This window comes from Streptomyces sp. NPDC057445 (assembly GCF_042802855.1).
In the GTDB taxonomy this organism is placed as follows: domain Bacteria; phylum Actinomycetota; class Actinomycetes; order Streptomycetales; family Streptomycetaceae; genus Streptomyces.
Genome location: NZ_JBHVDH010000003.1, coordinates 157100 through 182535, shown reverse-complemented (window position 1 = coordinate 182535; position 25436 = coordinate 157100). Strand labels below are relative to the sequence as shown.

Below are 25436 nucleotides of genomic sequence, written 5' to 3'. Positions count from 1 at the left end.
TGCCTTCCGCCGCGACGTGGGCTACTTGACGGTGATCGACTCCACGAAGGTATCGATTTCGTCCTCGGTCAGGGCGTCCTTCACCGTGTTGATCCGCACGAGGAAGGGGACGCCCTTGGAGTCGACCCCGGCCACCATGACACCGGTCATGCGCGTGCCCTTCTCCGGGGTCCGCTGCTCGCCGCTCGATGTGAACTCGTAGTCGATACGGCGGGCCTGCCGGGCGCTCTCCTCGCCGTTCAGCCGTACGTCGGCGGTGTCCTGACGGGTCGCCCCGAGGCCGATGACCGCGCCGGCGGCCGTGGCGGCCTCTTCCGCGTCGTCGACGCCGGTGGCGAAGTTCAGCTGGACGGACACCATGCCGGTCCGCAGCCCGCCCTCCTCCTTGAGCGCGACCGCGGCATTGTGCTTGCTGCGTTCGGAGGCGGGCTGCTCCTGGTAGCCCGCGGCGCCGGGGTAGGCGACGGTCACGCTCTTGGTGTCGAGCGTGTCCCAGCCGTCGGGGACGGCCGCGGCGCCGGCGCCTCCGCCGCAGCCGGACAGCAGGGTGAGCAGGGTCAGTGAGAAGGCGCTGGACGCCCAGCCGGTGAGCGCCCGGCGGCCGGGGCGACAGCGGTGGCCGGACCTGGAGCGTGAGTGCTTCATCGTCGTACGTCCTTACTTCGCGCAGTAGCTGTACGGCAGGTAGGAGCGCTTGTCGCCCTGCGGGGCCCCCAGGAACCGGGCGTCCGTCAGTGTCTCCTTCTTGTGCTCGTCCGAGATGGAGAACCCGAGGCTCATGCCGAGCGAGATCTCGAAGCCGAACTCCTGGGCGTCGATCTCGCCGTGGTAGTTCATCGCACTCGACAGACCGTCCTGGAACATCATCTGTTCGAAGGGGGCGTTCCCCTCGGGCTTCTTCTGAAGCGATTCGTCGCCGAACATGTACTCGAACGGGGCGGTGTTGTTCCCGGAGCCGTCGAGCCACTTCTCGGCGACGGCCCGCTTGTCCTCGGTCGTCCGGTCGGTCTCCTTGCCGAAGACGATCGAGTTCGTCTGCACCTCGATACCGGTCGGTCCGGAGGTGTCGTTGACGCTGCCCTTGCCCTTCTTCTTGTCGTCGTCCTTCTTGCCGTTGTCATGACTGACGTCCGTCTTGTCCGACGTCTGGGTGCCCTCGAACGTCTTCGTCATGTCGATACGGACCAGTTTGCCGGTCTTCTGGTCGCGGGTGACCGTGATGGCGCCGGTGTACGAGTCCTTCGCGCCCGCCGTGCCGCCCAGCGGTCCCGCCTCGCCGCTGACCTTGCCCTCGACCTCGAGCTTGGCGGTGTACGTGTACGACTCGTTGCCGTTGACGTCGTCCTTGCTGATCGTGACGTCGGGCGAGAACTTCGCCTTGCCGCCGAGCTTGGCGCCCAGCTTGGTGTCGTCGCCCGCGCTGATGCCGAGACCGCCGTCCGCCTGGGCGTAAAGACCGATCGTCGAGTACGAGATCTTCTTGTCGCCGATCTGCTTCTCGATGGCTTCCTTCTTCTCGGCCCACTCCTTGGCGGCGTACCAGTTGCCACCGCCGTACGCGCCGCTGTGCTTCATCGAGGTCTCCCACATCTTCATTTCCTCGATGTCGTCACGCATCTTCTCGGCGTCCTCCTCGCTCTTGAAGACCCAGGTGTCGCCGTTGGTGACCTTGATTCCGCCACCGAGGTCGACATCGGCCTTGCCCAGCTTGCCGAGCTTCACGCCGGGGGTGCTGGCATTGACGCCGGCCGAGGCCGCGTCGGTGAAGGTGAGGTAGACGAGCTTGTCGTTGCCGTCGACCGTGCCGTCCCCGTTCACATCGGTGTTCGCCTGGGCGACCTTCTGCTGGAAGCCGTACTCCTCGCCCCACTCGAACCAGCCGATCTTCACCTTGCCGCCCGCCGTGTCGGAGACGTTGGAGACCTGACACAGCTTCGGCTCGTAGTCGGCGTCCGTCCTGGGCTTCGCGGTGTTGTCGGGCCCGGTGGCGCAGTTGCCGCCGCCGGAGCCCGTGAGCGAGGTGATGGCGCACCGGATGCGGTCCCCGACGCGCCCGCCGACGCCCGCAGCGGACACCGCGAGGATCAGCGCGACGACCACGACGACCACGCCGAGGTACTCGAGGGCGGTGGCACCGCGGTCACGCCAGGAGTACGGATACGCCGCCGGGGCGTCGCCGTCGGATCCACGCCCCTCCATCAGGCGGTCGAACGCGAGACCCGCGGCGGCGCCGGTGGCCAGCGCCACGACGGGCATGAACATGCCCTCCGCCGCGAGAAAGTCCCACGACACCGTGTAGCCATGGACGAGGGCGGCGACGGGCACGGCGAGGGCGGCGAGCAGGCGGGTGGCAGTGGACTCGCGCTGCGATTCGGGGAGGACGCGGGCAGCGACCAGCACGGTCAGCGTGATGGTGAGGATGCCAGGCACATGCAGCAGAGCCAGTCGCCAGCCGAAGGTCTCGAGTCGTTCGACGCTGGCCAGCGGTTCGAGGAGGGCTTTGGCGAAGAGCAGCCCGCAGGCGAAGTACACGAGGACGGCCGCGGCCCAGCTGCGTACCAGGGAGAAGAAGCGTCCTGAGTCGCCGGGACCGTGGCGCCCCGGTGGTATGGGCCCGGGACGTCCGTATCCGCTGCCGTCTCCGCTGCCCCATGCCCCGCCACCGCTCACGGCCGTACCTCTCTTGTCTCCGAAGCCCCTGCAGTCATCCGCCATCCGTGCTGCCTGCGCGGCGTGAGCGTATGAGCGCCGGCCTTCTCTGGCGTGGGCCCTCGGCCCCAATCCGGGGCCCAACCGCACCGGCGCTCCAACTGGCCGGGCGCGTAAGGAATCTGGGACCCGCTATGGGCCCCCGGGCCCATGACGCCCGGCCGTATGGCCGGTTAGCGTCGCTTGCATGTCACCAGCGGGGGTTGTGCGGCGCGTTCGCCGACGGGTACGAGCTATGGGGCCTCGGACGCAGGTGCGGCTGCTCGGGCTGCGTCGGCGCCGTGGCCGGGACCGTGGTCAGGGTGCGTTGGAGTACCTGGGACTCGTTCTGGTCGTGGTGGCGATCGTCGGTGCGCTGGTGGCGACGGGGATCGGTGCCGAGCTGACGCAGAAGATCGTGGCGCAGGTGGAGTGCATCGGCGGTGGTGACTGCGGTGGCGGCGGAGGTGACGATGCCCAGGCCGACGGCACCGCCGACGGCAACCCCGCGTCCGACACCGGCGGCAGCAACGGTGACGCTCCCAAGTCGCAGGAGCAGATCGACTACGAGAAGGCGCTGAAGGAGCTTCAGGACGCCCAGGCCGCCGAGAAGTCGGACTCGGACAAGGCGAAGGAAGCCGCCAAGGAGCTGGGCAAGATCCTTGCCGAGGAGCTCGGGATCACCGATGCGCTGAAGTGCATCACCGAGGGCGACATGGGCGCCTGCACCGAGACCCTCGTCAATGTGCTGCTCAGCCTGATCGGCGGTGCGGTCGGGAAACTGGCCGCGAAGTACGGGGCGCCGTGGAAGTGGAAGAAGGCGTATGAGCTCATCAAGAAGCTCAAGAAGCACGGCGGGGATCTCTACGACGGCCTCAAGGGGCTGATCAAGAACCGCAAACGGGTCAAGGACGCGGAGAAGGCACTCGAGGACGCGAAGAAGAAGTACGACCCCGGCAAGAAGAAACCGGACGAGAAGAAACCGGACGAGAAGAAACCGGACGAGAAGAAACCCGACGACAAGCCGACGACCTGCCCGGCCCGGCACAGCTTCCCGCCCGGCACGCCCGTCCTGCTCGCCGACGGCCGCCGCGTCGCCATCGAGAAGGTCCAGGTCGGCGACGAGGTCCTGGCGACCGAGCCGAACACGGGCCGTACCACCGCCCGGCCCGTCGAGCAGGCCATCACCACCTACGACGACAAGCACTTCACCCGGCTCACCGTCCGTACGTCCGGCGGCCCGGCCGTCGTCACCGTCACCGACACCCACCCCTTCTGGGTCACCGACCAGCGACGGTGGCTCGATGCCGGCGACATCCGGACCGGTGCCACACTGCGCAGCGAGAACGGGCTGGGGCTGCCCGTGGTCGCGGTCTCCCGGTTCACCCAACGGCAGACCACGCACGACCTCACCGTCGCCGACGTCCACACGTACTATGTCGTCGCCGCGGCCAGCGGGATCCTGGTCCACAACAACGACGGCGCGACGAAGCCGACGGCCGAGCACCGAAAGCTGCAGAACATCATCAACACCCTCTACAAGGGGGTGGGCAGCCCGGATCAGATCGGTGACGGAAGCGCGATGGCGGCGGCCGACCACGAGGCGAAGGGCGGCCCCAAGGTCGAGGGCAGGGACCATGTGCAGAAGGCGAAGGAGATGAGGGACTCGCTCAAGAACTTCCTCACCGACACCGAGTGGAAGCCGAGGAAGGGCGGGCGGAAGGAACCGCTGATCCGGACGCCCGAGGACGAGCGACTGGCCAGGACACTCATCCAGGCCCTCGACGACGCCATCGAGGGCAAGTACAAGGGCTACAAGAACTACCCCGGACTGGACTGCTGATGACGACCTCTGATGTGTCTCCGGACGTGCGACTGGTGCAGGACCTCGTCGCCGCGATCCCCGACTTCGAGGACACCTACGACGCCCATGTGTTCAACGAGCACGGCGTTCTGCCGCACGTGTTCTTCATCGATGTCGTGGAGGAGACCGTCCTGGCGTTCCTCGGTGAGGAGTCCGAGGTGCCGGACTGGCGCCGCACTCTCGACTTCCTGGAGGAGCAGAGCGCTCGCGGGGTGCCGGAGGTCGACGCGGTCATCGTGACGTCGTTCCTGAACGACCTGCCCTACCCCGGTCAGCCCGGGAACGACATCGTCCGGCAACTCGGCCCGGTCATGGCGGCCAAGTTCGCGAAGATCCGGCCTTCGGGCTGACCGTCGCGCCGTGCCTGTACGAGACCGTCGGAAGGTGCCGTCGTCGTCGCGCGGGAGGAATCGCGCCCCGCGATGACGGCGACCGGGCCCGGCGGCCTCGACGGTCCACGGTGGCCCGGGGGACCGGGCCCGGCCGGTCCGCCCGTCATAATCGACCGCATGTCCCAGCAGCCCCACCCCCTGTCCGTCCGCCTGCGCGCTCTCCCCGCCGCACCGGCACTCCTCGGGTACGCGGCCGTGCGGCTGACGGGCGTGGTGATCCTCGCGATCGCCGCCGCGGTCACCGGGAAGGACGGGCTGCACCGGCTCCAGGGCCGCTGGGACGCTGTCTGGTACGTCCGGATCGCCGCGCACGGCTACGGGTACGAAGTGACGCTCCCCGACGGGAGCGTCCATTCCGACCTCGCCTTCTTCCCTCTGCTGCCCGCGCTGGAGCGGGGCCTCTCCGAGATCGTGCCGGCGGTCGACACGGCTACGGCCGGGCTCGTGATCGCCTGGGTGGCGGCATTCGCTGCCGCTTGGGGTGTCTACGCCGTCGGGACGCACATCGCCGGACAGCGGGCCGGGGTACTGCTCGCGGTGCTGTGGGGGGTGTACCCGACCGCGTTCGTGCAGTCCATGGCGTACACGGAGACCCTGTTCACCGCGCTCGCGGCCTGGTCGCTGTACGCGGTGCTCAACGGCCGCTGGATCATCGCCGGTGCGCTCTGCGCGCTCGCCGGGCTCACCCGGCCGTCCGCCGCGGCGCTGGTCGCGGCCATCGGGATCACCGCGATCGTGGACCTGGTCCGCGGCCGTCCGACCTGGCGGATGGCCGCGGGTGTGCTGCTCGCGCCGCTCGGCTGGCTCGGGTACGTGGTCTTCGTGGCCGTACGCGAGGGCAGCCCGACCGCGTACTTCCAGGTCCAGGCGGCCTGGGGCAACAACATCGACGGCGGACTCGCGCTCGCCCGTTTCGTCGGCGAGCAGCTGACCGGGCCGAACCCGCTCGCCGGGATCGGGCTGATCGCCGCGCTCGGGCTGCTGGGCTGGGCGGTGTGGCTGTGCGTGCGGCAGCGCCAGCCGTTGCCCGTGCTCGTGTACGGGATCGGCATCGTCGTGATCTCGCTCATCGGGGCCGCCTACTTCGGATCCCGGCCGCGCCTGATCATGCCCGCCTTCCCGCTGCTGCTGCCCCCGGCCGCGGCGCTGGCCCGGCTTCGCACCCGCTGGTCGGTGGCCGTGACGGGGCTGCTCGCCGTCGCCTCCGGTCTGTACGGGGCGTTCACACTTCTCGGATCGGGGCCACCGTGACGCGACTGCCTCTCGGAGAACGGCTGCGCGGCGAGTTGGGGACACCGCGAAGGGTCCGCGCCATCGGCAGCAGCCCGCGCTCGCACGTCTGGCACGTCGAACTGGACGGAACCCCGGCCGTCGTCAAGCAACTGGCCGCCGGCGACGGGGACAAGGACGGCGCCGACGAACGCTACGCCCGCGAGGTGGCCGCGTTACGGCTCGCCTCCCGCGTCGACCCGCCCGTGGTGCCCCGGCTGCTCGGCGCGGATCCCGTCGCCCGCGTCCTCGTACTCGAACATGTCGAGCACCGGCGTCCGGCAGAGGGATGGGTCGTCGCCTACGCGGAGGCGCTCGCCCGCCTGCACGGAGCCGCCACCCTCGGTGCGCGTCCCGCTGCTGCCGGCCTGCCCGCGTGGGGCGGGCCCGGAGAGGGCGACGTCGAGGCGTTCCTGCGGCTGGCCCGTACGCTCGGCGCCGCCGTGGCGCCGGGGGTGGAGGAGGAGCTCGGCCGGCTCGTCCAACGGCTGCGCGAGGACACCGGGTGCCCGCCCGCACTGCTGCACGGCGACCCCTGTCCCGGCAACGACCTGCACACTCCCGAAGGCATCCGCTTCGTCGACTTCGAGCAGGCGTCGCTCGGCAACGGGCTGACGGAACTCGCTTACGTGCGCATCGGATTCCCGACCTGCTGGTGCGTCACCGCCGTGCGGGAGCCCGAACTGGCACGCGCGGAAGCCGCATACCGCCGTGCCTGGCGCGCCGCCACCGGCACGGATGTGACGGGCGACCTCACCGACGCCTGTGCGGGCTGGCTCATTCGCGGCGATGCGCTGGTCCAGCGGGCGCAGCGCGGGAGCACCGACCAGTTGGCGCGCCTTGCCCGCAAGGACTGGAGATGGGGGACGGTGACGGCCCGGCAGCGGCTGCTGCACCGGCTCGGTGCCGTGGCCGACATGACCCGCGAGGGCGGCGGTCGCGGCACCCTCACCCGGACCGGACGGCTGTGCGCGGAGCTGCGGGAACGGATGCCGGCCCGGCGGCGGCTCGGACCGGTACCCCCGCCGAGCGTGCGCGACACATGAAGGCGGATGCGGAATGGGTCCCTGGGCCCATGCGCCGCCACGAGGACCGTTGTTAGCTTCCGGTGGTGGGCCACACAGGAGATGGGGACGCGATGATCACGGGGACCGCGGGTACGGCACGGCGCATCGCGATCGCAGCCGTCGCCGCCGCGATGACGATGGGACTCGTCACCGCATGCGAGGGCGACGACAAGGGCAGGCCCGCCAAGGGGGCGGCAGAGTCGGTCAGCCCCGGCGGGTCGGCGAAGCCGTCCACGGAGCCCGCCGCCCCGCCCGCCGACGAGAAGCCGAGCAGCGGCAGGACGCTGAGCAAGGCGGAGCTGGCGAAGGCGGCCCTCGCGACCGGTGACGTACCCGGCCTCGTCGTCACGCCCATGCAGGGCGGCGAGGACCCCGGTACGGAGAAGGCCGACAAGCCCGGGTGCGAGCCGCTGGCCGCCCTCATCAACGGCGCGCCCGAGCCGGCGGCGGCCGCCACCGTTTACCGCACGATCGTGGACAAGTCGGAGGAGGGCAAGGAGACCCAGACGGTCGTCACGGAGATCCTCACCTCCCACGCGAACGGTTCCGCCGGCGCTGTGCTCGAGTCCCTGCGTACCGCCGTGGCCGCCTGCGCGGCCGGCTTCACCACCCATGGCGGCGGCGACGGGGCATCCACCTACTCCGAGGTGAAGCAGCTCCCGGCACCGCGGGCGGGCGAGGACGCGATCGCCTGTCAGGTGACGGGCGCCGTGGACGGGGCCAAGGTGCCGCTCGTCCTCCACGTCGTACGGAAGGGGGCGAGCGTCGCCACCTTCTACACCGCGAACTTCATCGACGCGAGGACCCCGGAGGTCCCGGCCGCGCTCTTCGCCGAGCAGGCGGCCAAGCTGCCGTAACAGCTGTCGGGGCGGGAGCTACCGGGGCTCGATCGCCAGCTGTACGCCCGGTCGCACTCCCCAGTCCGCCATCGCCCCCGCCTCCGCCTCCAGCACATGGCGGGAGCGGAGCCGCAGCATGCCCAGCCGCCCCGGCTTCATCGTCCGGACGTCGATGACGCGCAACCGCTTGTCCAGATACGCCACATCGATGGTGAAGCGCATCCGGAAGGTGTGCACGCTGTTCGCCGGTGTCAGCATGATCGCGCCGTCGATGCCGTCCCTGCCGAGCAGACCACGGGACCGTGCCCGGTACGACGCGGCTATCACCAGATCCACCGGTTGCTCGCGGCCGGGGATCCTCAACTCGCCCTTGCTGTCATGCCAGATGCCCATGGACAGACCGTAGCGCCGGTCCCGCGGCCGTGGGCCCTGGATGACGGTGAGTGGGCCCCAGGGCCCATGACCGGCGAGCGGGACGGCTCTAGGGTCGGGTGGGTGGAGTACGGGTACGTCGTCGTCGCGCTGATCGTCGTTGCCGCCGCCTGGGGCGCCGGGGCAGGGGCCCTCGTGCCGCGCGCCGCCTACCGGCTGTCCGTCGAGCCGGAGGAGGGGTGGCGGGACGCGTGCCCGGCCGGGCATCCGATCCTCGGGCCCGTGAACGGCTGGCTGGGCACGGCCCGGTGTGCCAACTGCGCCGCGTCCGTGGTGCCGGCCCCCGCTCAGGCACCGGCCACGGCAACGGCCGCTGCCTCCGGCCCGGAGCAGGCCGCGGCGGAGGGCGCCATGACGGGGGGCGAGCCGGTGCCGTACCGGCCCTCCGTCCTCGTGCCCGTCGTCACCGCACTCGTCTGCGGCGCGCTCGCAGCCGCCGCCGGACCGCGGCCGGAGGCCGCCGTCTGGGTGCTGCTCGCGCCCGTCGCCGTACTGCTCGCGCTCATCGACCGCAACGTCCACCGGCTGCCGGACACGCTTACGCTGCCGCTCGCGGGCGCCGCGGCGGTGCTGCTCGGGGGTGCCGCGCTGGTGCCCGGGGCGGCCGGGTCGTGGACGGGGGCGCTGCTCGGCGGACTCGGCCTCTGCGCCGCGTACTTCGTGCTCTTCCTCATCAACCCGAACGGCATGGGCTTCGGCGATGTGAAGCTCGCGCTCTCGCTCGGGGTCGCGCTCGGCTGGTACGGGTGGGGAGTGCTCTTCGTGGGGGCCTTCGCGGGATTTCTGCTCGGGTCGTTGTACGGGCTCGGTCTGGTCGTCCTCCGCAAGGCCGGCCGCGGGACGGCGATCCCGTTCGGACCGTTCATGATCTCGGGGGCGCTGATCGGGCTGCTGCTGGGGGCGCTGGCGGCGTAGGGCCGCCAGGTGCGCGCACATCCCTACGCAAGCACCCACGCACAGGCGTACAAGACATCGCTCCGAGCCGCCCGCAGACTCGCCTCATGGACACCGAGCCCGTCAACCTCACCGCAGCACTCGCCTCCTTCGACGACGTCTACAGTCCGCGCATCGTGGCCCGCATGAACGACTACGACGTCCGCATCGCGCACACCGCCGGGGAGCACATCTGGCATGTGCACGAGGACACCGACGAGTTCTTCCTCGTCCTCGACGGCCGCTTCGACATCGCGATGCGGACCGCCGACGGGGCGGAGACCACGGTCGAGCTCCGCGAGGGTGATGTCTTCGTCGTGCCGAAGGGCACCGAGCACAAGCCGTCCTCGCCGGGCGGTTCGATCCTGATGTTCGAGCCGTCGGGGACCGTGTCGACGGGGGACCGCCACGAGGGGGAGATCCCCGGCCATGTGGACAGCACGACAGGCCATGCCCTCTAGCATTCGGGCGTATGCGGACATTCTCTGACAGTGCGACGATGCCGTCTGCGCAGACGACGACGCCTCGGGCTCCCGTCGCACGGCCGCCCGCCGGCCGTCCCGCCGCTCTCCTCGCCTGGGGATGGGCGGCGGCGCTGTTCCTCCTCTACGCCACGGTCGCCGTACGCCGCCACCAGCTCCTGCGCACGACCGGCTACGACCTCGGCATCTTCGAACAGGCTGTACGCGCCTACGCGCACTTCCAGGCCCCGGTCGTCCCGCTGCGCGGCGAGAACTTCAATCTCCTCGGCGACCACTTCCACCCGCTCATCGCCGTCCTCGCACCGCTCTACCGGATCTGGCCGTCCCCGCTCTGCCTCCTCCTCGCCCAGTCCGCGATGCTCGCTGTCGCCGTCGTCCCGCTCGCCCGCTGGGCCGTCCGCGCGCTCGGCCGCCGCGCGGCCCATGTCGTCGCCTTCGGATACGGCGCGAGCTGGGGCATCGCCTCGGCCGCCGCTTTCGACTTCCACGAGGTGGCCCTCGCCGTCCCGTTGCTCGCGTTCGCGCTCGAGGCCCTCGGGCGCGAACGGTGGCGGCACGCCGTGGCCTGGGCGGCGCCCATGCTGCTGGTGAAGGAGGACCTGGGGTTCACGCTGGCCGCGGTCGGGGCGTACATCGCGTGGAAGGGCCCGCGAAGGCTCGGCATCGTCACCGCGGCGGCAGGGCTGGCCGGCAGCGCGATCGCGATCAAGCTGCTGCTCCCGGCGTTCAACCCCGGCGGCGGATACGCACACGGCGCCAACCTCGCCGAAGCGCATGGCTCGCTTCTCGCGACGGTCGCGTTCGCCCCCCTGGACGCCCTTCGGCCCGACATCAAGGCCATGACCCTCGTCCTTGTCTTCGCGCCGAGCGCGCTCATCGCCCTGCGCTCTCCGCTCTCGCTGATCGCCGTACCGACGCTGGCCTGGCGGATGCTGTCGGAGAACGGCTTCCACTGGGGCACCGCCTTCCACTACAGCGCCGTTCTGATGCCGGTCGTACTCGCCGGACTCATCGACGCCCTCACCCGCTACCGGACGTCCGGCCACCCTCTCGCGGCTCGCCACGTCCGGGCCTCGCTCGCGACGGTCATCGCCGTGACGGTGGTGATGCTCCCGTCTTTCCCCCTCGCCCAGCTGGCCCAGCGCGCCACCTGGCACACCACCGCGCACCTCGAAGCCGCACGCTCGCTGCTCCGCCGCATCCCGGACGGCGTGACGGTCGCCGCGTCCAACCGGCTGGCCCCGCAGCTCACTTCGCGCTGCGAGGTCGTGATCTTTCCGACCTGGCCGGTCGAGGGGCGGCTCTACGAGTACGGGAGAAAGCGGCTGCCCCGGCCCACCGCGGAGTGGATCATCCATGACCGCAGAGCTCCGGAAGCCTGGCCCTACAAGGCGGGGCACTGGCCCTACCCGCCCGAGCAGCAGCTCGCCGAGCTGGACGCCGCGAAGCGCTCCTACGGCTACGAGGTCGTCGCAGAGCGGGACGGGATCACCCTCCTGCGCCGCTCCTGACAGCGCGCCCCAGCGGGCACCCGCCCCCATCGGGCGGGCTCGCGCGTGGCCGCTCGCCACGACCGGCCGACGGGGCGGCGGCCGCACGGAGCGGATTCCGGCCAAGAAGAAGCGGATCCCGGTCGGGGCCGCCCGGCCCGTCCCGGTCGGCCCTCGTTCCCGGACGCCTCGGCGTCAACCCTGTGACCAGCCGGGAAGGTCCCCCGTGGGGAGTAGTCGAGGGCTCCGCACCGGTACGCCACGCCCATGCCGCGCACGGCTTTTCCGGCAGGTTTCCGCCTGCTCGCCGCAGTCCGGTGCTTTCGGAGAGTAGTTGTGGCATGCCGTGGCACGCGATATCCCTCACGAAGGGTTATGGTGGAAGCCCCCCTCGGGCCGGTCCGTATCCCCCCCACGGACCGGCCCGTTTTCTTGTGCCGCGGCGCACGCCGGGCGCACGGGTCAGCGTCGGCCGGCCCAGATGTTCGTCCCCGCGGTGTCCACGGCGAAGGTGTCGATCTCCTTCAGTTCCTCGTCGGAGAGCGGCGGTCCGGCGAGTGCCGCCACGTTCTCCTCGAGCTGCTTCACGCTGCTGGCGCCGATCAGGGCGGAGGTCATCCGCGGATCACGCAGCACCCACTTCAGGGCCAGCTGGGCCGGCGACTGGCCACGGCGCTGCGCGATCTCGTTGAGCCCGCGCAGCCGTCGGAGCACCTCGTCGGACAGAAGCCCCGGGTCGAGGGACTTGCCCTGGGCTGCCCGCGAGCCCTCCGGGATGCCGGTCAGGTACTTGTTCGTGAGCAGCCCCTGGGCGAGCGGGGCGAAGGCGATACAGCCCATGCCGGCCGCCTCGAGGCTGTCGAGCAGACCGTCCTCCTCGATCCAGCGGTTGATCATCGAGTAGGACGGCTGGTTGATGAGCGCCGGGACGCCCATCTCCTTCAGGATCAGGGCCGCTTCTGCGGTCTGCTCGGCGTTGTACGAGGACACACCGGCGTAGAGCGCCTTGCCCTGCCGGACGGCGGACGCCAGCGCGCCCATCGTCTCCTCGAGCGGGGTGTCCGGGTCGAACCGGTGGGAGTAGAAGATGTCGACGTGGTCGATGCCCATCCGCTTCAGCGAGGCGTCGAGCGACGACAGCAGATACTTGCGGGAACCCCACTCACCGTACGGGCCGGGGTGCATGAGGTAACCGGCCTTGGTCGAAATGATCAGCTCGTCCCGGTAAGGGGCGAAGTCCTGGGCGAAGATCTTTCCGAAGTTCACCTCGGCGGAGCCGGGCGGGGGACCGTAGTTGTTCGCCAGGTCGAAGTGGGTCACTCCCAGATCGAAGGCGCGGCGCAGGATCGCGCGCTGCGAATCGAGGGCGCGGTCGTCGCCGAAGTTGTGCCAGAGACCCAGGGAGATCGCGGGGAGCTTGAGGCCGCTGTGCCCGCTGCGTCGGTACTCCATGGAGTCGTAGCGGTCCGCGGCGGCGCGGTAGTAGGGGGAATCGTTCACACTTCCCTGCTTATCACGGACTTGTGACAGACCGGGTTGGGCCCCCGTGGCCGGTGCCCAGTAGTGTGACGGCTTCGGGGGCAGCCACAGCGCACGAGGGGTGTCGCTGCGCGGCGGGCCGGACCTTACAAGGGTTGTGCCGGCCCGGACGGAACCGAGAGGGTGGACGACGTGAACTTGCGCGACCTGGTGTACGGGCTCTACGCGCGCCGTGTGGAAGGCCGCCTCGACCACGCGCAGGTGCCCAAGCACATCGGCGTCATCCTGGACGGCAACCGTCGCTGGGCGAAGGCGTCCGGTGGTACGACCGAGCAGGGTCACAAGGCGGGCGCCAGCAAGATCCACGAGATGCTCGGGTGGTGTGCCGAGACCGATGTCGAGGTCGTCACCCTCTGGATGCTGTCCACCGACAACCTGGACCGCCCCGAGGAGGAGCTGGTCCCGCTGCTCGGCATCATCGAGGACGCGGTGCGCGGGCTCGCCGCGGACGGCCGCTGGCGGGTGAACCACGTCGGCACGCTGGACCTGCTGCCTGCCAGGACCCAGTCCGTGCTGAAGGAGGCCGAGCAGGCGACCGTCGGCATCGACGGGATAATCGTCAATGTCGCCGTCGGCTACGGCGGCCGGCAGGAGATCGCGGACGCGGTCCGCTCGCTGCTGACCGAGCACGCCGCGAAGGGAACGACCTTCGAGGAGCTCGCGGAGATCGTCGACACGGACCTCATCGCCTCGCACCTCTACACCCGGGGCCAGCCCGACCCCGACCTGGTGATCCGCACGAGCGGCGAGCAGCGCCTCTCGGGCTTCATGCTCTGGCAGAGCGCCCACTCCGAGTACTACTTCTGCGAAGTCTTCTGGCCCGCCTTCCGCAAGGTCGACTTCCTTCGCGCCCTGCGCGACTACGCCGCACGCCACCGCCGCTACGGCACCTGACGGAAGCACGGGACCCGGACCCGCAGCTCGCCCGGTGCCGCCTCACGCCCCTGGGCCGGTTGCGGGTGTTTCGTTCGCATACGCCGTCGCCGGTTGATTCCAGGCGGCGATCCGTCGCACCGCGCCGACGGGCGTTCCCCCAACTGGGCGCGGCCCGACCGGGCGATGTCGAACGGCTCCGCGGGCGCCGGTGCGGCGCCCTCCTCCTCGGCACAAGGCGCCCATGCGGCAGCCGTGGGGCGCCGGGGCGTCACCCGTTCGCCCGTGCAACGGCGGTTTCGCGCCGACGGGGCCCAGGGGAGCGCCCGCCGCCACCGCACCGCGCTGCCGCGCACGCCCGGCGCTCGTACGCGCGCGGGTTCATGGTCATCGCCTGTTCATCGACGCGTCGTCATATGCCATGGCATGGCCGCGCGTGTTCGAGGGAATACCCCTGACAGGTCGACATCCGGACACCAGAGCCGGATGCCGTTCTAAGCGAGTGGCGCCGAGCCGCTCGCCCGGGAGGCCCTTTGCGCCAGGACGACCATGCGGTCAGCATGGAAGGAACGGAGGGCCGGTGCCCGGCCCGTGCATCGCGGCCGGACACCGGTCCAACTGCCCGCGACGCCGTCGCACCCCGATCTCAGCCGAGGGGGTACGTCCTTCCGTGGTGAACAGCACTAAGCGCCGCATGCCCGACAGGCGCACCTACGTTCTCGACACCAGCGTCCTGCTGGCCGACCCGAACGCACTGACCCGCTTCGACGAGCACGAAGTCGTGCTCCCGATCGTCGTGGTCACGGAGCTGGAGGCCAAGAGGCACCATCCGGAACTCGGTTACTTCGCCCGTCAGGCGCTGCGCCTGCTGGACGACTACCGCGTCCGGTACGGCCGGCTGGACGCCCCCATCCCGATGGGCGACCTCGGCGGCACGCTGCGCGTCGAGCTCAACCATTCGGACCCGGGCGTGCTCCCGGCCGGCTACCGGCTGGGTGACAACGACTCACGGATTCTCGCGGTGGCGCGCAATCTCCAGGCCGAGGGATACGACGTCACGGTCGTCTCCAAGGACCTGCCGCTGCGTATCAAGGCCTCCTCGGTCGGCCTCCTCGCGGAGGAGTACCGGGCGGAGCTCGCCATCACGGATTCCGGTTGGACCGGAATGTCCGAACTGGCCCTGTCCGCCGAACAGGTGGACATCCTTTACGAAGAGGAGACCCTGTACGTCCCCGAGGCCGCCGAGCTGCCCGTCCACACCGGCCTCGTTCTCCAGTCCGAGCGCGGCAAGGCTCTCGGCCGCACCACGGCCGAGGGAAATGTCCGTCTCGTCCGCGGCGACCGGGAGGCCTTCGGCATCCGCGGGCGGAGTGCCGAACAGCGGATCGCCCTCGATCTGCTGCTAGACCCGGACGTCGGCATCGTCTCGATGGGCGGCCGGGCCGGCACCGGCAAGTCGGCGCTGGCGCTCTGCGCGGGCCTGGAGGCGGTGCTGGAGCGCCGGCAGCACCAGAAGGTGATGGTCTTCCGGCCGCTGTACGCGGTCGGCGGGCAGGAGCTCGGCTATCTGCCGGGCACCGAGGCCGAGAAGATGAGTCCCTGGGCTCAGGCGGTCTTCGACACGCTCTCCGCGGTGGCCGGCCGTGAGGTCATCGAGGAGGTGCTCGGCCGCGGCATGCTCGAGGTGCTGCCGCTCACCCATATCCGAGGGCGTTCGCTGCACGACGCGTTCGTCATCGTCGACGAGGCCCAGTCGCTCGAACGGAATGTCCTTCTGACCGTTCTGTCCAGAATCGGGGCCAACTCCAGGGTTGTTTTGACCCACGATGTGGCACAAAGGGACAATCTGCGTGTCGGGCGCTACGACGGAGTTGTCGCCGTGGTGGAGAAGTTGAAGGGGCATCCACTGTTCGCGCATGTGACGCTGACCCGCTCGGAGCGCTCGCAGATCGCCGCACTGGTGACCGAAATGCTGGAGGACGGGCCGATCTGACCCGGTAATCCCGTCAGGGGAGTTGGCGCCGCCCGGCAAAGCCCAGGAGCTTAGCCGGGCGGCGTCGTGCTGCGCGCCACTTTCCGTAAAACCCCTGAGGCAAACGGGGTGTGAGCTTTCCCACGTAACGAATAATTGCCTTGCGCCCTCGCCTTCCGGCAGAGTCTTGCTTCCGTCAGGCCCCGCATACGGCACTCCTGCATCCCCAGGGATGTGGAACCACACAACTCAACAGACGCCGCCGTATGCCGCCCGAGCACCACGCGGCGCTCCCGCAAGGGAGTTGCCCACCGGGCCCGTGCCCCCCGTGACCTAGCAAGTGGGGGTGCCAGTGTCAGGGGCAAGATTGCGTCCGTGAGGTCACCTGTGCGGACGATGCTGGAAGGAAACCGTGTGAGCCGGATCTCGGTCCGGGGATTCGCAGTGGCCTCCGCCACTGCGGTCACCACAGTCGGCGCCGTCGTCGGCGTTGCTTCGGGTACGCCGCAGTCCGCGGCCAACGACTTCGAGGCAACCGCCGCCGACTCGACGCTCCTTGCGGACATCCCCGTCGGTGAGCAGGCCCAGGTTCAGGTCGCGTCCCTGACGCAGCAGGCCGATGCACAGGCCGCTGCCGCGGACGCGGCTGCGAAGAAGTCCGCCGAGGAAGCCGCCCGCCTCCAGGCTGCCAAGGACGCCGAGGCGAAGAAGCAGGCTGCCGACGACAAGGCCGAGCGTGAGGCCGCGGAGAAGGCCGAGGAGGAGGAGCGGGCCAGCCGTTCCTCCGCCCGTGACGCCTCGACCTTCGCGACCCAGTCGTCGTACACCGTCGCCGAGGTCCAGGCGATGGCCCGGCAGATGATCCCCGGCGACCAGTTCCAGTGCTTCAGCAACATCGTGGACCACGAGTCCAGCTGGAACTACCGCGCCCAGAACGCGTCTTCCGGTGCCTACGGTCTGGTCCAGGCCCTCCCGGGCTCCAAGATGGCCTCGGCCGGCGCCGACTGGCAGACCAACCCCGCCACGCAGATAAAGTGGGGCCTCAACTACATGAACGACCGCTACGGCAGCCCCTGCGGCGCCTGGTCGTTCTGGCAGGCCAACCACTGGTACTAGGCCTCAGGCCAGGCCCACGGGCCGCAGCTCAACTTCATGGAGCCCCTCGCCGTCCTACGGTGAGGGGCTCCGTGCGTGTACGGTCGTGGCGGAGCCAGGGGGAGAGGGAAGGGCGATGTCGAAGATGCCAGGGTGGCTGGACCGGCTGGGGGCCGGACTGTCCCGGCTGGGGGCACGGTTGGAGGAGCGGCGGGCCGAGGCTGCCGCGGGCGGAGACGGCGACGACGAGCCGTCGGGGTCCGAGACACCCGACCACGTCCCACCGCCGCCTGCGTACGCCCCCTCCGTCCCCGCCGTCGCGGCCCGGCCCGATCCGGCCACCGCGATCCCCTGGGGAATGAGGGTGGCGGCCGAGGCCGGTTGGCGCCTGCTCGTCCTCGCGGGCACGCTCTGGGTGCTGATGCGGGTCATCAGCGCCGTCCAGCTCGTGGTGCTCGCCTTCGTCGCCGCCCTGCTGATCACCGCTCTGCTCCAGCCCACGGTGGCCCGCCTCAAGGGACTCGGCCTGCCGCGGGGTTTGGCCACCGCCGTCACCACGATCCTCGGCTTCGTCGTCATGGGCCTGGTCGGCTGGTTCGTGGTCTGGCAGGTCATGGACAACATCGACAACGTCGCCGACCGGGTCAAGGACGGCATCGAGGAACTCAAGCGGTGGCTGCTCAACAGCCCGTTCCATGTGACCGAGCAGCAGATCAACGACATCGCCAAGAACCTCCAGGACACCATCGGCACCAACACCCAGGAGATCACCTCCGCCGGTCTCGAGGGTGTGAGCGTGATGGTCGAGATCCTCACCGGGATGCTGCTGGCGATGTTCTCGACCCTCTTCCTGCTGTACGACGGGAAGCGGATCTGGCAGTGGTCGCTGAAGCTGGTGCCCGCGCAGGCGAGGCCGGGCGTGGCCGGGGCCGGCCCGCGCGCCTGGCGCACGCTCACGGCCTATGTGCGGGGCACGGTGGTGGTGGCCCTCATCGACGCCATCTTCATCGGCCTCGGCATCTATTTCCTCGACGTCCCACTGGCGGTGCCGCTCGCCGTCTTCATCTTCCTCTTCTCCTTCATCCCGCTGGTGGGCGCCGTCGTCTCCGGGGCTCTCGCGGTCGTGGTATCGCTCGTCACCCAGGGCGTGTTCACCGCCCTGATGGTGCTGCTCGTGGTTCTCGCCGTACAGCAGATCGAGGGCCATGTGCTGCAGCCGTTCATCCTCGGCCGCGCGGTACGGGTCCATCCGCTCGCCGTCGTCCTCGCGGTCGCCGCGGGCGGTCTGACGGCGGGGATCGGCGGTGCGGTCGTGGCGGTGCCGCTGGTGGCGGTGACCAACACGGTGGTCGGTTATCTGCGCGCGTACGCCCATGAGCCGGGCCTTCGCTACGAGCCCGCGCCGCACGGCGCCACGGTCATCGACGTGGCACCCACTCCGTCGCCGACGTCGCCGACGTCGCCGCCCACGCCCACGTCGAAACCGGAAGAGCCTCCGACGGCTCCCCCCGAGGACAAGCAGTGATCTCAGAGCCGGAACTGGTCGGAGGCGGTGAGTTCTCCGCACCGGCCACGGCCGATACCGTCGTCGCCGGCGGTGACGAGGAGCCGAACACCCCCCGTCCCGGACGCTCCTGGCTGTGGGCTCTCGGCGGCGCGGTGGTCGCGTCCGCGGTGTGGGCGGGCGGTCTGTACGTGTACGAGCGCCTCGGCCCCGACCTCGGGGGCTACCGGGCGAGCGCCGAGCTGTGCCAGGACGCGGAGTTCAAGGCCATGACGGCGGCGCTCGGCAAACGGGCAGAGGGCTGGGCGCAGGCCGATGAGCACCGGGCGGTCGACCGTTCGGTGTGCGGCGCCGACTTCGGGACGGACAGGGACGCGCAGTACTCGGTACTGGTCCACTACGAGTTGCACAAGGAGACCGATCCCCAGCCGGATTTCGAGTCCCGGGCCCGCCCGACCGAGGTGGGCGAGGAGCGCGAGGGCGAATGGATCAAGGGCCTCGGTGAACGCGCCTATCTGGTGATGCCCGAGTCCGACGGTGACAGCCTTGAGCTGATGGTGCTCGACGGCCGGGCCACCTTCGCGCTGAGCGTCTCCGCCCAGTACGCCTATTCCGAGGACGAACTCGAGGCGGAGGAGCCGCCGGCGGTCGACGTCACGCCCGCCAGGGGGCCACTCATCGAGGACATGAAGGCGTTGCTGGCCAGGCTCAAGCGTCCCGCGTGACGGCCTCCCGTCACCGGACGCGCCCAGTCGCGCCCTGAGGCCTGATCCCCGGCCATGCCCCCCCCGCGGTCACCGCGCACCGCGAGAACGCATGTGTCCGCGGGGCGCAGCCCTTGGGGAAACCGATCACTGCTCGCGGGACCTGTGACGTCTGTCCAAGGGCACGCGTGTTCCGGTCGTACGGGTTCCGGACCGGGAGCATCTACGTGTGGCGCGCGAGAGGGGCCCACCGGCCGTGTCGGCGGTGGGCCCCTCTCGCGTCATGCACGGCGCGCTCACCGCGCTGCCGCGTCTACTGCGCGAGGACGGCCTCGGCGTCCAGCGTCGTGCCGACCGCCTGGATCACCGCGGCGATCTTGAAGGACTCCTGGATGACGTCGCGTTCGACGCCCGCCTTGCGCAGGACCTGCTCGTGCGAGTCCAGGCACTGGCCGCAGCCGTTGATCGCGGAGACCGCGAGCGACCAGAGCTCGAAGTCGATCTTCTCGACGCCCGGGTTGCCGATGACGTTCATCCGCAGTCCGGCGCGCAGCGTCCCGTACTCGGGGTCCGACAGCAGGTGCCGGGTCCGGTAGAAGACGTTGTTCATCGCCATGACGGCGGCGGCGGCCTTGGCAGCGGTGTACGCCTCTGCGGACAGGTTGGCCTTGGCCTCAGGCTCCAGCTCACGCAGCACGATCGGCGAGCGCGAGGCGATCGCGCAGGCCAGGACCGTGCCCCACAGCTGCTGCTGCGGAAGCTCGCTGTTGCCGATCACCGAACCGAGGTTCAGCTTCAGGTCCTTGGCGTAGTCCGGCAGAGCGGACTTCAGCTCATCGAGGGCCATGCTCACTCACCGGCCAGCAGCTTGACCGGGTCGAGGGTGGTCTCGCCCTTGGTCCAGTTGCAGGGGCACAGCTCGTCGGTCTGCAGGGCGTCGAGGACCCGCAGGACCTCCTTGGGGTTACGGCCCACGGAACCGGCGGTCACCATCGTGAACTGGATCTCGTTGTTCGGGTCGACGATGAAGACGGCGCGCTGCGCGAAGCCGTCCTCGCCCTCGATGCCGAGGTCGCGCATCAGCTCGTGCTTGGAGTCGGCCAGCATCGGGAAGGGCAGGTCACGCAGGTCGTCGTGGTCCTTGCGCCAGGCGTGGTGGACGAACTCGGAGTCGCCGGAGAAGCCGAGGATCTGGGCGTCGCGGTCGGCGAACTCCTCGTTCAGCTTGCCGAACGCGGCGATCTCGGTGGGGCAGACGAAGGTGAAGTCCTTGGGCCACGCGAAGACGACCTTCCACTTGCCCTCGTAGGACTTGTGGGTGATCTGCTCGAATTCCTTGCCGCTCTCAAGCGAGACGCAGGCGGTCAGCTCGAACGTGGGGAACTGGTCACCGACAGTGAGCACGCGCTCTCCTTGCTGGTTGGAAGGCCCTTTTTGGGGGCGGGCTTCCGAGGGGTTGGACGGACCCCGATCGTGGCACAGGGTGCATTGATCACGGAAATAGCTAGACTGGGTCATCGTGATCGGAGGTGCTTATCAGTGGGGTGGCGGCAGCAGGGATGAATACGGTGAACCGGGGCAAGCAGCCCAGTCTGGCGCAGCTTCGCGCCTTCGCCGCCGTGGCCGAGCATCTGCACTTCCGGGACGCGGCGGCCGCTATCGGGATGAGTCAGCCCGCGCTGTCCGGTGCCGTTTCGGCGCTGGAGGAGGCACTGGGTGTCCAGCTGCTCGAGCGTACGACGCGCAGGGTGCTGCTCTCGCCGGCAGGGGAGCGGCTCGCGGTGCGGACCAAGGCGGTGCTCGGCGCGGTGGGGGAGCTGCTGGAGGAGGCCGAGGCGGTCCGTGCGCCCTTCACGGGGGTGCTCCGGCTCGGCGTGATCCCGACCGTGGCGCCCTATCTGCTGCCGAACGTGCTGCGGCTGGTGCACGAGCGCTATCCCGAACTCGACCTCCAGGTGCACGAGGAGCAGACCTCGTCCCTGCTGGAGGGGCTGGCTGCGGGGCGACTCGATCTGCTGCTGCTCGCCGTACCCCTCGGGGTGCCGGGAGTGACCGAACTCCCGCTATTCGACGAGGACTTCGTCCTCGTGACGGGCGAGGACCACTGGCTCGGCGGGCGCCAGGACATCCCGCGCGAGGCGCTGAAGGAACTTTCGCTGCTGCTGCTCGACGAGGGTCACTGTCTGCGTGACCAGGCCCTGGACATCTGCCGCGAAGCGGGCCGCACGGACGGGGCCCCGGTCACGACGACCGCGGCCGGTCTGTCCACCCTGGTGCAGCTGGTCGCGGGCGGACTCGGCGTGACGCTGCTGCCGCGCACCGCCGTCCAGGTCGAGACCGGCCGCAACCCGGCCCTGGCGACCGGGTACTTCGCGGATCCGGCCCCCGCGCGCCGTGTCGCCCTGGCGATGCGCACGGCAGCGGCCCGCCACGGCGAGTTCGAGGAGTTCGCCGAGGCGCTTCGGGAGGCCCTTGCCGACCTTCCGGTGCGGGTGCTCTCCGCCGAGGACGCGTGAGCGCCTCCGGTTCTTGCGACGGACGGCAATCGTCGGCGGCCGGTCGGATTTCCGCTCGGCGGAGTACGGGGAGTCCGGTCCCGCCTCGTTCCACAGCACGGTGCGGTCCCTCCCTCGAGGGAAGGACCGCACCGTGGTGCGGACGGGGACGCTACTCCGTCCGCAGACCCTCCGGCCGCATCATCCGCCACAGCGGCGGCAGGCTGAGCGCGGTCACGGCGAGGACCACGGCCGCGCCGATGCCGGTCATCGCGGCCACGGAGCCCCAGTCGAAGCTCACCGGGCGGCCCACCATGCGCAGCAGGACCGCGCCGAGGGCGAGCCCGGTGGTACAGGCGAGGGTGAGGCCGAGCAGGATCGGGACGGCGGTCTGCCAGAGGACGGAGGCGCCGAGGGTGCGGCGGCGGGTGCCGAAGGCGACGAGCGCCGCGAGCAGCTTCCTGCGTTCCCGCAGCTGTTCCATCTGGGACACGAAGAGGCTGGCCCCGATCAGCAGCAGCACCGCGGTCGAACCGATCAGCAGGCCCCGCTTCACCGCGGCGAAGCGGTCGTTGACCTGGATCGCCCGCAGGGTCATCGGCACAAGCATCGGGTCGGCCTGGGCGATCGCGTTCCGGGCGTGTTCGACGGCGTCGGGCACGCTCTCGTCGAGGGTGACGTAGGTGGTGTGGCTGAGGATGCCCCCGGCGAGCTCGGGCAGTGCGGACGGGGTGGCGATGATGCCGCCGCGCGCGTAGCCGTTGGGGTCGGGGCGGGCGTCCACGGCGGGGGCGTCCGCCGGGACCGTCCAGGCGACCGCCTCGAGCGCTGCCGTGTCGTCGGTGAGCGGGTTGAGGAATGCCTTCTGGCCGGGCTTAGCGCTGGGCCCGGCGTCGGACAGCTCGGACAGCTTCGGGTCCGGCCGGAGCAGGAACACGTCCCCGTCCTCGCAGGTGCTGAGCCGGGCGATCTCCCGCAGTGAGACGCAGTCGGCGACGGTGAGCCGGATGAACGAGTCGGGGTTGCGGGCCTTGTCGCCGAGCTCCGTCGAGGCGAGGGACACGACGTGCTTCACGCCCGTCGCGGAGGAGATGTGCTCCACGATCTTCGGCATCCGGGAGCCCGCCACCTGCGAGGGGGCGAGCACCTGGAGCTGCGCGCGTTCGAGGTCGGCGCCCGTGGGCTTGGTGTACTGGCTCTCCACGCCGGTGAACAGGGACTGCAGGGCGATCGCCCCCGCCACTGCCACGGCGATGCCGTTGACCGGGCGGACGGCGATGCCGCTGCTCAACTGGAGGCGGCGGACGGCGAGCTGCCAGGAGACGGAGCCGCCGCCGAGCCGGGACACGGCGAACTCGACCAGCCAGGGCAGCAGGGCGGTGATGCCGACGAGGAGCAGGACCACACCCCCGGCGACCTGCCACTGGTTGAACTGCTCGTCCTCGTCCTGCCCGATCATCGGGTAGAGGAGTGCCAGGCCGGCCAGTGGCATCACCAGCCGCCACCACAGCCGCCGCCGCGGGGGCCTGGAGACGCGGACCACGCCCAGCGGTTCGATGACGACGCCGCGCATCGTGAAGAGGGTGACGGCGACGGAGGCGATGGGCACGGCCACGGCGACGAGGAGGGTGAGCATCAGGCTCGGGTTGAGGTCCGAAGGGTAGATCCCGGTCTCCAGGATGCCGACCTGGTCGGTCAGTTGGCGTCCGGCGAAGAAGAGGACGAGCCCGACGAACAGCCCGAGCACGGCGCCCCCCAGCGCCTCGCCCGCCGCGATCCTGCGGGTCGTCGCCCCGTCCGCGCCGATCAGTCGCAGCGCGGCCAGCCGCCGGTCGCGGCGTTCGCCGCCGAAGCGGACCGCGGCGGCGATGAAGACGGCCACGGGAAGCAGCAGCACGACGAAGATGATCAGGACGAGCAGCACGAGGACGGGGTCCCAGGGCTCCTTCGGCTGCGTGTCACCGAAGCCGTCGATCTGCTGGACGAAGTCCTCGCCCGCCTCGATGGTGCTGCTGCCGGCGTAGTACGCCAGTTCGTGCGGGCCGATCAGGCCCTCTTCCCCGATGGTGCCGACGTTCTTGTACGGCAGGCGGGGCTCCAGCAGCTTGCCCTCTGACGAGTCGAGGAGCGCGGCGAGCGCCGGGGAGACCATCATCTCGCCGGGGCCGGGGAAGCGGCTCAGCCCGGGAGGCAGCGGGGCCTCGTCGCCCTGCGGGCGTACCAGCCGGCTCACGACGTTCCGCTCGTGGAAGGTGCTGTCGTTCTGGGCGATGAGCAGGGTGTCGTCGCCGGCCTGCTCGGTCACGGTGTAGGTGTTGCGGGTGTCGGCCCGGTCCGTACGGGCCCCGATGGCGCCGGGGATGGCGGTGGTGAAGAGCAGCAGGGCCACGCCGAGGCCGACTCCGACGGCGGTCAGCAGGGTCCGTGTCCACCCCTCCCGGCCCCCGGTGACGGAGAACCTGGCGCCCATCACCAGGTCGTGCGCCCAGGATGTGCCGCGGTTCGCGCTCATACGGCGCGCTCCATGTCGCGTGACTTCCCGTCGCGTACGACGATCTCGCGATCGGAGTAGGCGGCGACGCGCGCCTCGTGGGTGACCAGGACGACGGCGGCACTGGTGGAGCGCGCGGCCTCGGTGAGGAGCTCCATCACGCGTTCGCCGTTGAGGGAGTCGAGGGCGCCGGTGGGCTCGTCCGCGAAGACCACCTTGGGCCCGGTGACCAGGGAACGGGCGACGGCGACGCGCTGGCCCTGGCCGCCGGAGACCTCGCCGGGTCGCTTCTTCGCGAGGTCGGCGACCTCGAGGCGCTCCATCCAGGCCAGGGCGGTGCGTTCGGCGTCCTTGCGTCCGGTGCCGTTCAGGCGCAGCGGCAGGGCGACGTTCTCGACGCAGGTGAGTTCGGGGACGAGCTGGCCGAACTGGAAGACGAAGCCGAAGTCGCTGCGGCGCAGGGCGCTGCGCTCGGAGTCGTTCATCGCGGACAGCTCGCGTCCGGCGTAGGTGATGGTGCCGGAGTCGGGGGTGACGATGCCGGCGAGGCAGTGCAGCAGCGTGGACTTGCCCGAGCCGGAGGGGCCCATGACGGCGACGACCTCGCCGGGGTGGATGGAGAATTCGGCGCCGTCGAGGGCGGGGGTGGGGCCGTACGCCTTGCGCAGGGCGACGGCGGACAGCAGAGAACCGGCGGGAGTCATCCGCGAACCTCCTTGGCGAGGCCTTCGAGACGGGCGCCGGTCAGTTCCAGCCAGCGCAGATCGGCTTCGAGGTGGAACAGGGCGTGGTCGCAGATCAGCTGGTCGGCGAGGTCGCCCCGGCGCTTGCGGTCGGTCAGGATGCGCATCAGCCGCAGATGCTCCGAGCGCTGTGTGTCGAGCATGTCCGCGGCGCTCCGGCCGGTGAGCAGGGCGAGGACGACCTTGGTGTAGAGGGTCGACTGGAGGTACGGCTCCGGCTTCTCCGGCTGGGCGAGCCACTGGGAGACATCGGTGATGCCCGCATCGGTGATTGCGTACCGCTTCCGTTCGGGGCCGCCGCCGGCCTCGATGCCGTCGACCTCGACGAGGCCGTTCTTCAGCAGGCGCGACATCGTCGAGTAGACCTGCCCGTAGTGCAGGGGCCTGTCGTGGCCGAACTTCTCGTCGAAGGCGCGCTTGAGGTCGTAACCGTGGCGCGGGCCGGACTCCAGGAGTCCGAGGAGCGTGTGACCGATTGACATGGCAGTGACTCTACACAGTGGGTATACACGCGATGTATACCCACTGTGTAGAGTCGATCTTCGGACATCCTTCCTTCGCAGG

At 70.3% G+C, this 25436-nt stretch carries 23 protein-coding genes; 14 read left to right on the top strand and 9 right to left on the bottom strand.

Annotated elements, in window-relative coordinates; translation table 11 throughout:
- Positions 1-21: 21 nt before the first annotated feature.
- Together ACFU5O_RS08735 and ACFU5O_RS08730 are read right to left on the bottom strand one after the other, a co-directional pair.
- Complete coding sequence (locus ACFU5O_RS08735) at positions 22-645, bottom strand: hypothetical protein (RefSeq protein ID WP_384238130.1); 624 nt, start codon at positions 643-645, stop codon at positions 22-24.
- A 12-nt stretch (positions 646-657) separates the two neighbouring features.
- Complete coding sequence (locus ACFU5O_RS08730; RefSeq protein WP_384238128.1) at positions 658-2670, bottom strand: hypothetical protein; 2013 nt, start codon at positions 2668-2670, stop codon at positions 658-660.
- 274 nt (positions 2671-2944) lie between these two features.
- On the opposite strand from ACFU5O_RS08730, the gene ACFU5O_RS08725 reads away from it, so the two are divergent.
- The 5 genes from ACFU5O_RS08725 to ACFU5O_RS08705 all read left to right on the top strand — a co-directional run bounded on the left by ACFU5O_RS08725 (position 2945) and on the right by ACFU5O_RS08705 (position 8137).
- The gene (locus ACFU5O_RS08725) at positions 2945-4531 is read left to right on the top strand and encodes a polymorphic toxin-type HINT domain-containing protein (protein ID WP_384238126.1); all 1587 of its coding nucleotides are present in this window, start codon (positions 2945-2947) and stop codon (positions 4529-4531) included.
- Positions 4531-4902 (top strand): hypothetical protein, encoded by a 372-nt coding sequence (locus ACFU5O_RS08720; RefSeq protein WP_384238124.1) that lies wholly within the window; start codon positions 4531-4533, stop codon positions 4900-4902. Before ACFU5O_RS08725 ends, ACFU5O_RS08720 begins: the two co-directional genes overlap by 1 nt.
- 159 nt (positions 4903-5061) lie before the next feature.
- The gene (locus ACFU5O_RS08715) at positions 5062-6195 is read left to right on the top strand and encodes a hypothetical protein (protein WP_384238122.1); all 1134 of its coding nucleotides are present in this window, start codon (positions 5062-5064) and stop codon (positions 6193-6195) included.
- Positions 6192-7259, top strand: a complete 1068-nt coding sequence (locus ACFU5O_RS08710) for an aminoglycoside phosphotransferase family protein (RefSeq protein WP_384238120.1) — start codon at positions 6192-6194, stop codon at positions 7257-7259. Before ACFU5O_RS08715 ends, ACFU5O_RS08710 begins: the two co-directional genes overlap by 4 nt.
- 92 nt (positions 7260-7351) lie before the next feature.
- Positions 7352-8137: a hypothetical protein gene (locus ACFU5O_RS08705; protein WP_384238118.1), complete on the top strand. Its 786-nt coding sequence runs from the start codon at positions 7352-7354 to the stop codon at positions 8135-8137.
- Between the two features lie 18 nt (positions 8138-8155).
- Here ACFU5O_RS08705 and ACFU5O_RS08700 read toward each other — a convergent pair whose 3' ends face one another.
- Complete coding sequence (locus ACFU5O_RS08700) at positions 8156-8512, bottom strand: DUF192 domain-containing protein (RefSeq protein WP_384238116.1); 357 nt, start codon at positions 8510-8512, stop codon at positions 8156-8158.
- Positions 8513-8614: 102 nt separating this feature from the next.
- On the opposite strand from ACFU5O_RS08700, the gene ACFU5O_RS08695 reads away from it, so the two are divergent.
- The 3 genes from ACFU5O_RS08695 to ACFU5O_RS08685 all read left to right on the top strand — a co-directional run bounded on the left by ACFU5O_RS08695 (position 8615) and on the right by ACFU5O_RS08685 (position 11477).
- Positions 8615-9466, top strand: coding sequence for a prepilin peptidase (locus ACFU5O_RS08695; protein ID WP_384238115.1), 852 nt, complete (start codon positions 8615-8617; stop codon positions 9464-9466).
- Between the two features lie 86 nt (positions 9467-9552).
- A complete protein-coding gene (locus ACFU5O_RS08690) occupies positions 9553-9945 on the top strand; it encodes a cupin domain-containing protein (RefSeq protein ID WP_384238113.1) in 393 nt (130 codons plus the stop codon).
- 38 nt (positions 9946-9983) lie between these two features.
- Entirely contained in the window at positions 9984-11477 is a 1494-nt protein-coding gene (locus tag ACFU5O_RS08685; RefSeq protein WP_384238111.1) for a DUF2079 domain-containing protein, read from the top strand.
- 441 nt (positions 11478-11918) lie between these two features.
- Here the strand turns inward: ACFU5O_RS08685 and mgrA are convergent, their stop codons facing one another.
- The gene (gene mgrA, locus ACFU5O_RS08680; protein WP_384238109.1) at positions 11919-12956 is read right to left on the bottom strand and encodes an L-glyceraldehyde 3-phosphate reductase; all 1038 of its coding nucleotides are present in this window, start codon (positions 12954-12956) and stop codon (positions 11919-11921) included.
- Positions 12957-13127: 171 nt separating this feature from the next.
- Between mgrA and ACFU5O_RS08675 the strand changes: the two genes are divergently transcribed.
- The 5 genes from ACFU5O_RS08675 (at position 13128) to ACFU5O_RS08655 (ending at position 19164) form a co-directional block, all read left to right on the top strand.
- Entirely contained in the window at positions 13128-13889 is a 762-nt protein-coding gene (locus tag ACFU5O_RS08675) for an isoprenyl transferase (RefSeq protein WP_384238108.1), read from the top strand.
- 649 nt (positions 13890-14538) lie between these two features.
- Positions 14539-15861 (top strand): PhoH family protein, encoded by a 1323-nt coding sequence (locus ACFU5O_RS08670; protein WP_384238106.1) that lies wholly within the window; start codon positions 14539-14541, stop codon positions 15859-15861.
- A 393-nt stretch (positions 15862-16254) separates the two neighbouring features.
- Positions 16255-16956, top strand: coding sequence for a transglycosylase SLT domain-containing protein (locus tag ACFU5O_RS08665; RefSeq protein ID WP_384238104.1), 702 nt, complete (start codon positions 16255-16257; stop codon positions 16954-16956).
- Positions 16957-17071: 115 nt separating this feature from the next.
- On the top strand, positions 17072-18460 hold the full coding sequence (locus tag ACFU5O_RS08660; protein ID WP_384238102.1) for an AI-2E family transporter: 1389 nt from the start codon (positions 17072-17074) through the stop codon (positions 18458-18460).
- Entirely contained in the window at positions 18457-19164 is a 708-nt protein-coding gene (locus tag ACFU5O_RS08655) for a hypothetical protein (RefSeq protein WP_384238100.1), read from the top strand. Before ACFU5O_RS08660 ends, ACFU5O_RS08655 begins: the two co-directional genes overlap by 4 nt.
- Positions 19165-19456: 292 nt before the next feature.
- Here ACFU5O_RS08655 and ACFU5O_RS08650 read toward each other — a convergent pair whose 3' ends face one another.
- Both ACFU5O_RS08650 and ACFU5O_RS08645 read right to left on the bottom strand, forming a co-directional pair.
- The gene (locus tag ACFU5O_RS08650) at positions 19457-19990 is read right to left on the bottom strand and encodes an alkyl hydroperoxide reductase (RefSeq protein ID WP_384238098.1); all 534 of its coding nucleotides are present in this window, start codon (positions 19988-19990) and stop codon (positions 19457-19459) included.
- Between the two features lie 2 nt (positions 19991-19992).
- Positions 19993-20547, bottom strand: a complete 555-nt coding sequence (locus tag ACFU5O_RS08645; RefSeq protein WP_384238097.1) for a peroxiredoxin — start codon at positions 20545-20547, stop codon at positions 19993-19995.
- Positions 20548-20702: 155 nt separating this feature from the next.
- Here ACFU5O_RS08645 and ACFU5O_RS08640 point away from each other — a divergent pair, with 155 nt between their 5' ends.
- Positions 20703-21659, top strand: a complete 957-nt coding sequence (locus tag ACFU5O_RS08640; RefSeq protein WP_384238096.1) for a hydrogen peroxide-inducible genes activator — start codon at positions 20703-20705, stop codon at positions 21657-21659.
- Positions 21660-21810: 151 nt separating this feature from the next.
- Here the strand turns inward: ACFU5O_RS08640 and ACFU5O_RS08635 are convergent, their stop codons facing one another.
- Genes ACFU5O_RS08635 through ACFU5O_RS08625 form a run of 3 tightly spaced genes read right to left on the bottom strand, consistent with a single transcriptional unit; the run spans position 21811 to position 25354 of the window.
- Positions 21811-24150 (bottom strand): FtsX-like permease family protein, encoded by a 2340-nt coding sequence (locus tag ACFU5O_RS08635; RefSeq protein ID WP_384238094.1) that lies wholly within the window; start codon positions 24148-24150, stop codon positions 21811-21813.
- Positions 24147-24833 carry an ABC transporter ATP-binding protein gene (locus ACFU5O_RS08630; RefSeq protein WP_384238092.1) on the bottom strand — a complete coding sequence of 229 codons (687 nt, stop codon included), beginning with the start codon at positions 24831-24833 and terminating at the stop codon, positions 24147-24149. Before ACFU5O_RS08630 ends, ACFU5O_RS08635 begins: the two co-directional genes overlap by 4 nt.
- Positions 24830-25354, bottom strand: a complete 525-nt coding sequence (locus ACFU5O_RS08625) for a PadR family transcriptional regulator (protein ID WP_384238090.1) — start codon at positions 25352-25354, stop codon at positions 24830-24832. Before ACFU5O_RS08625 ends, ACFU5O_RS08630 begins: the two co-directional genes overlap by 4 nt.
- Positions 25355-25436: the final 82 nt, after the last annotated feature.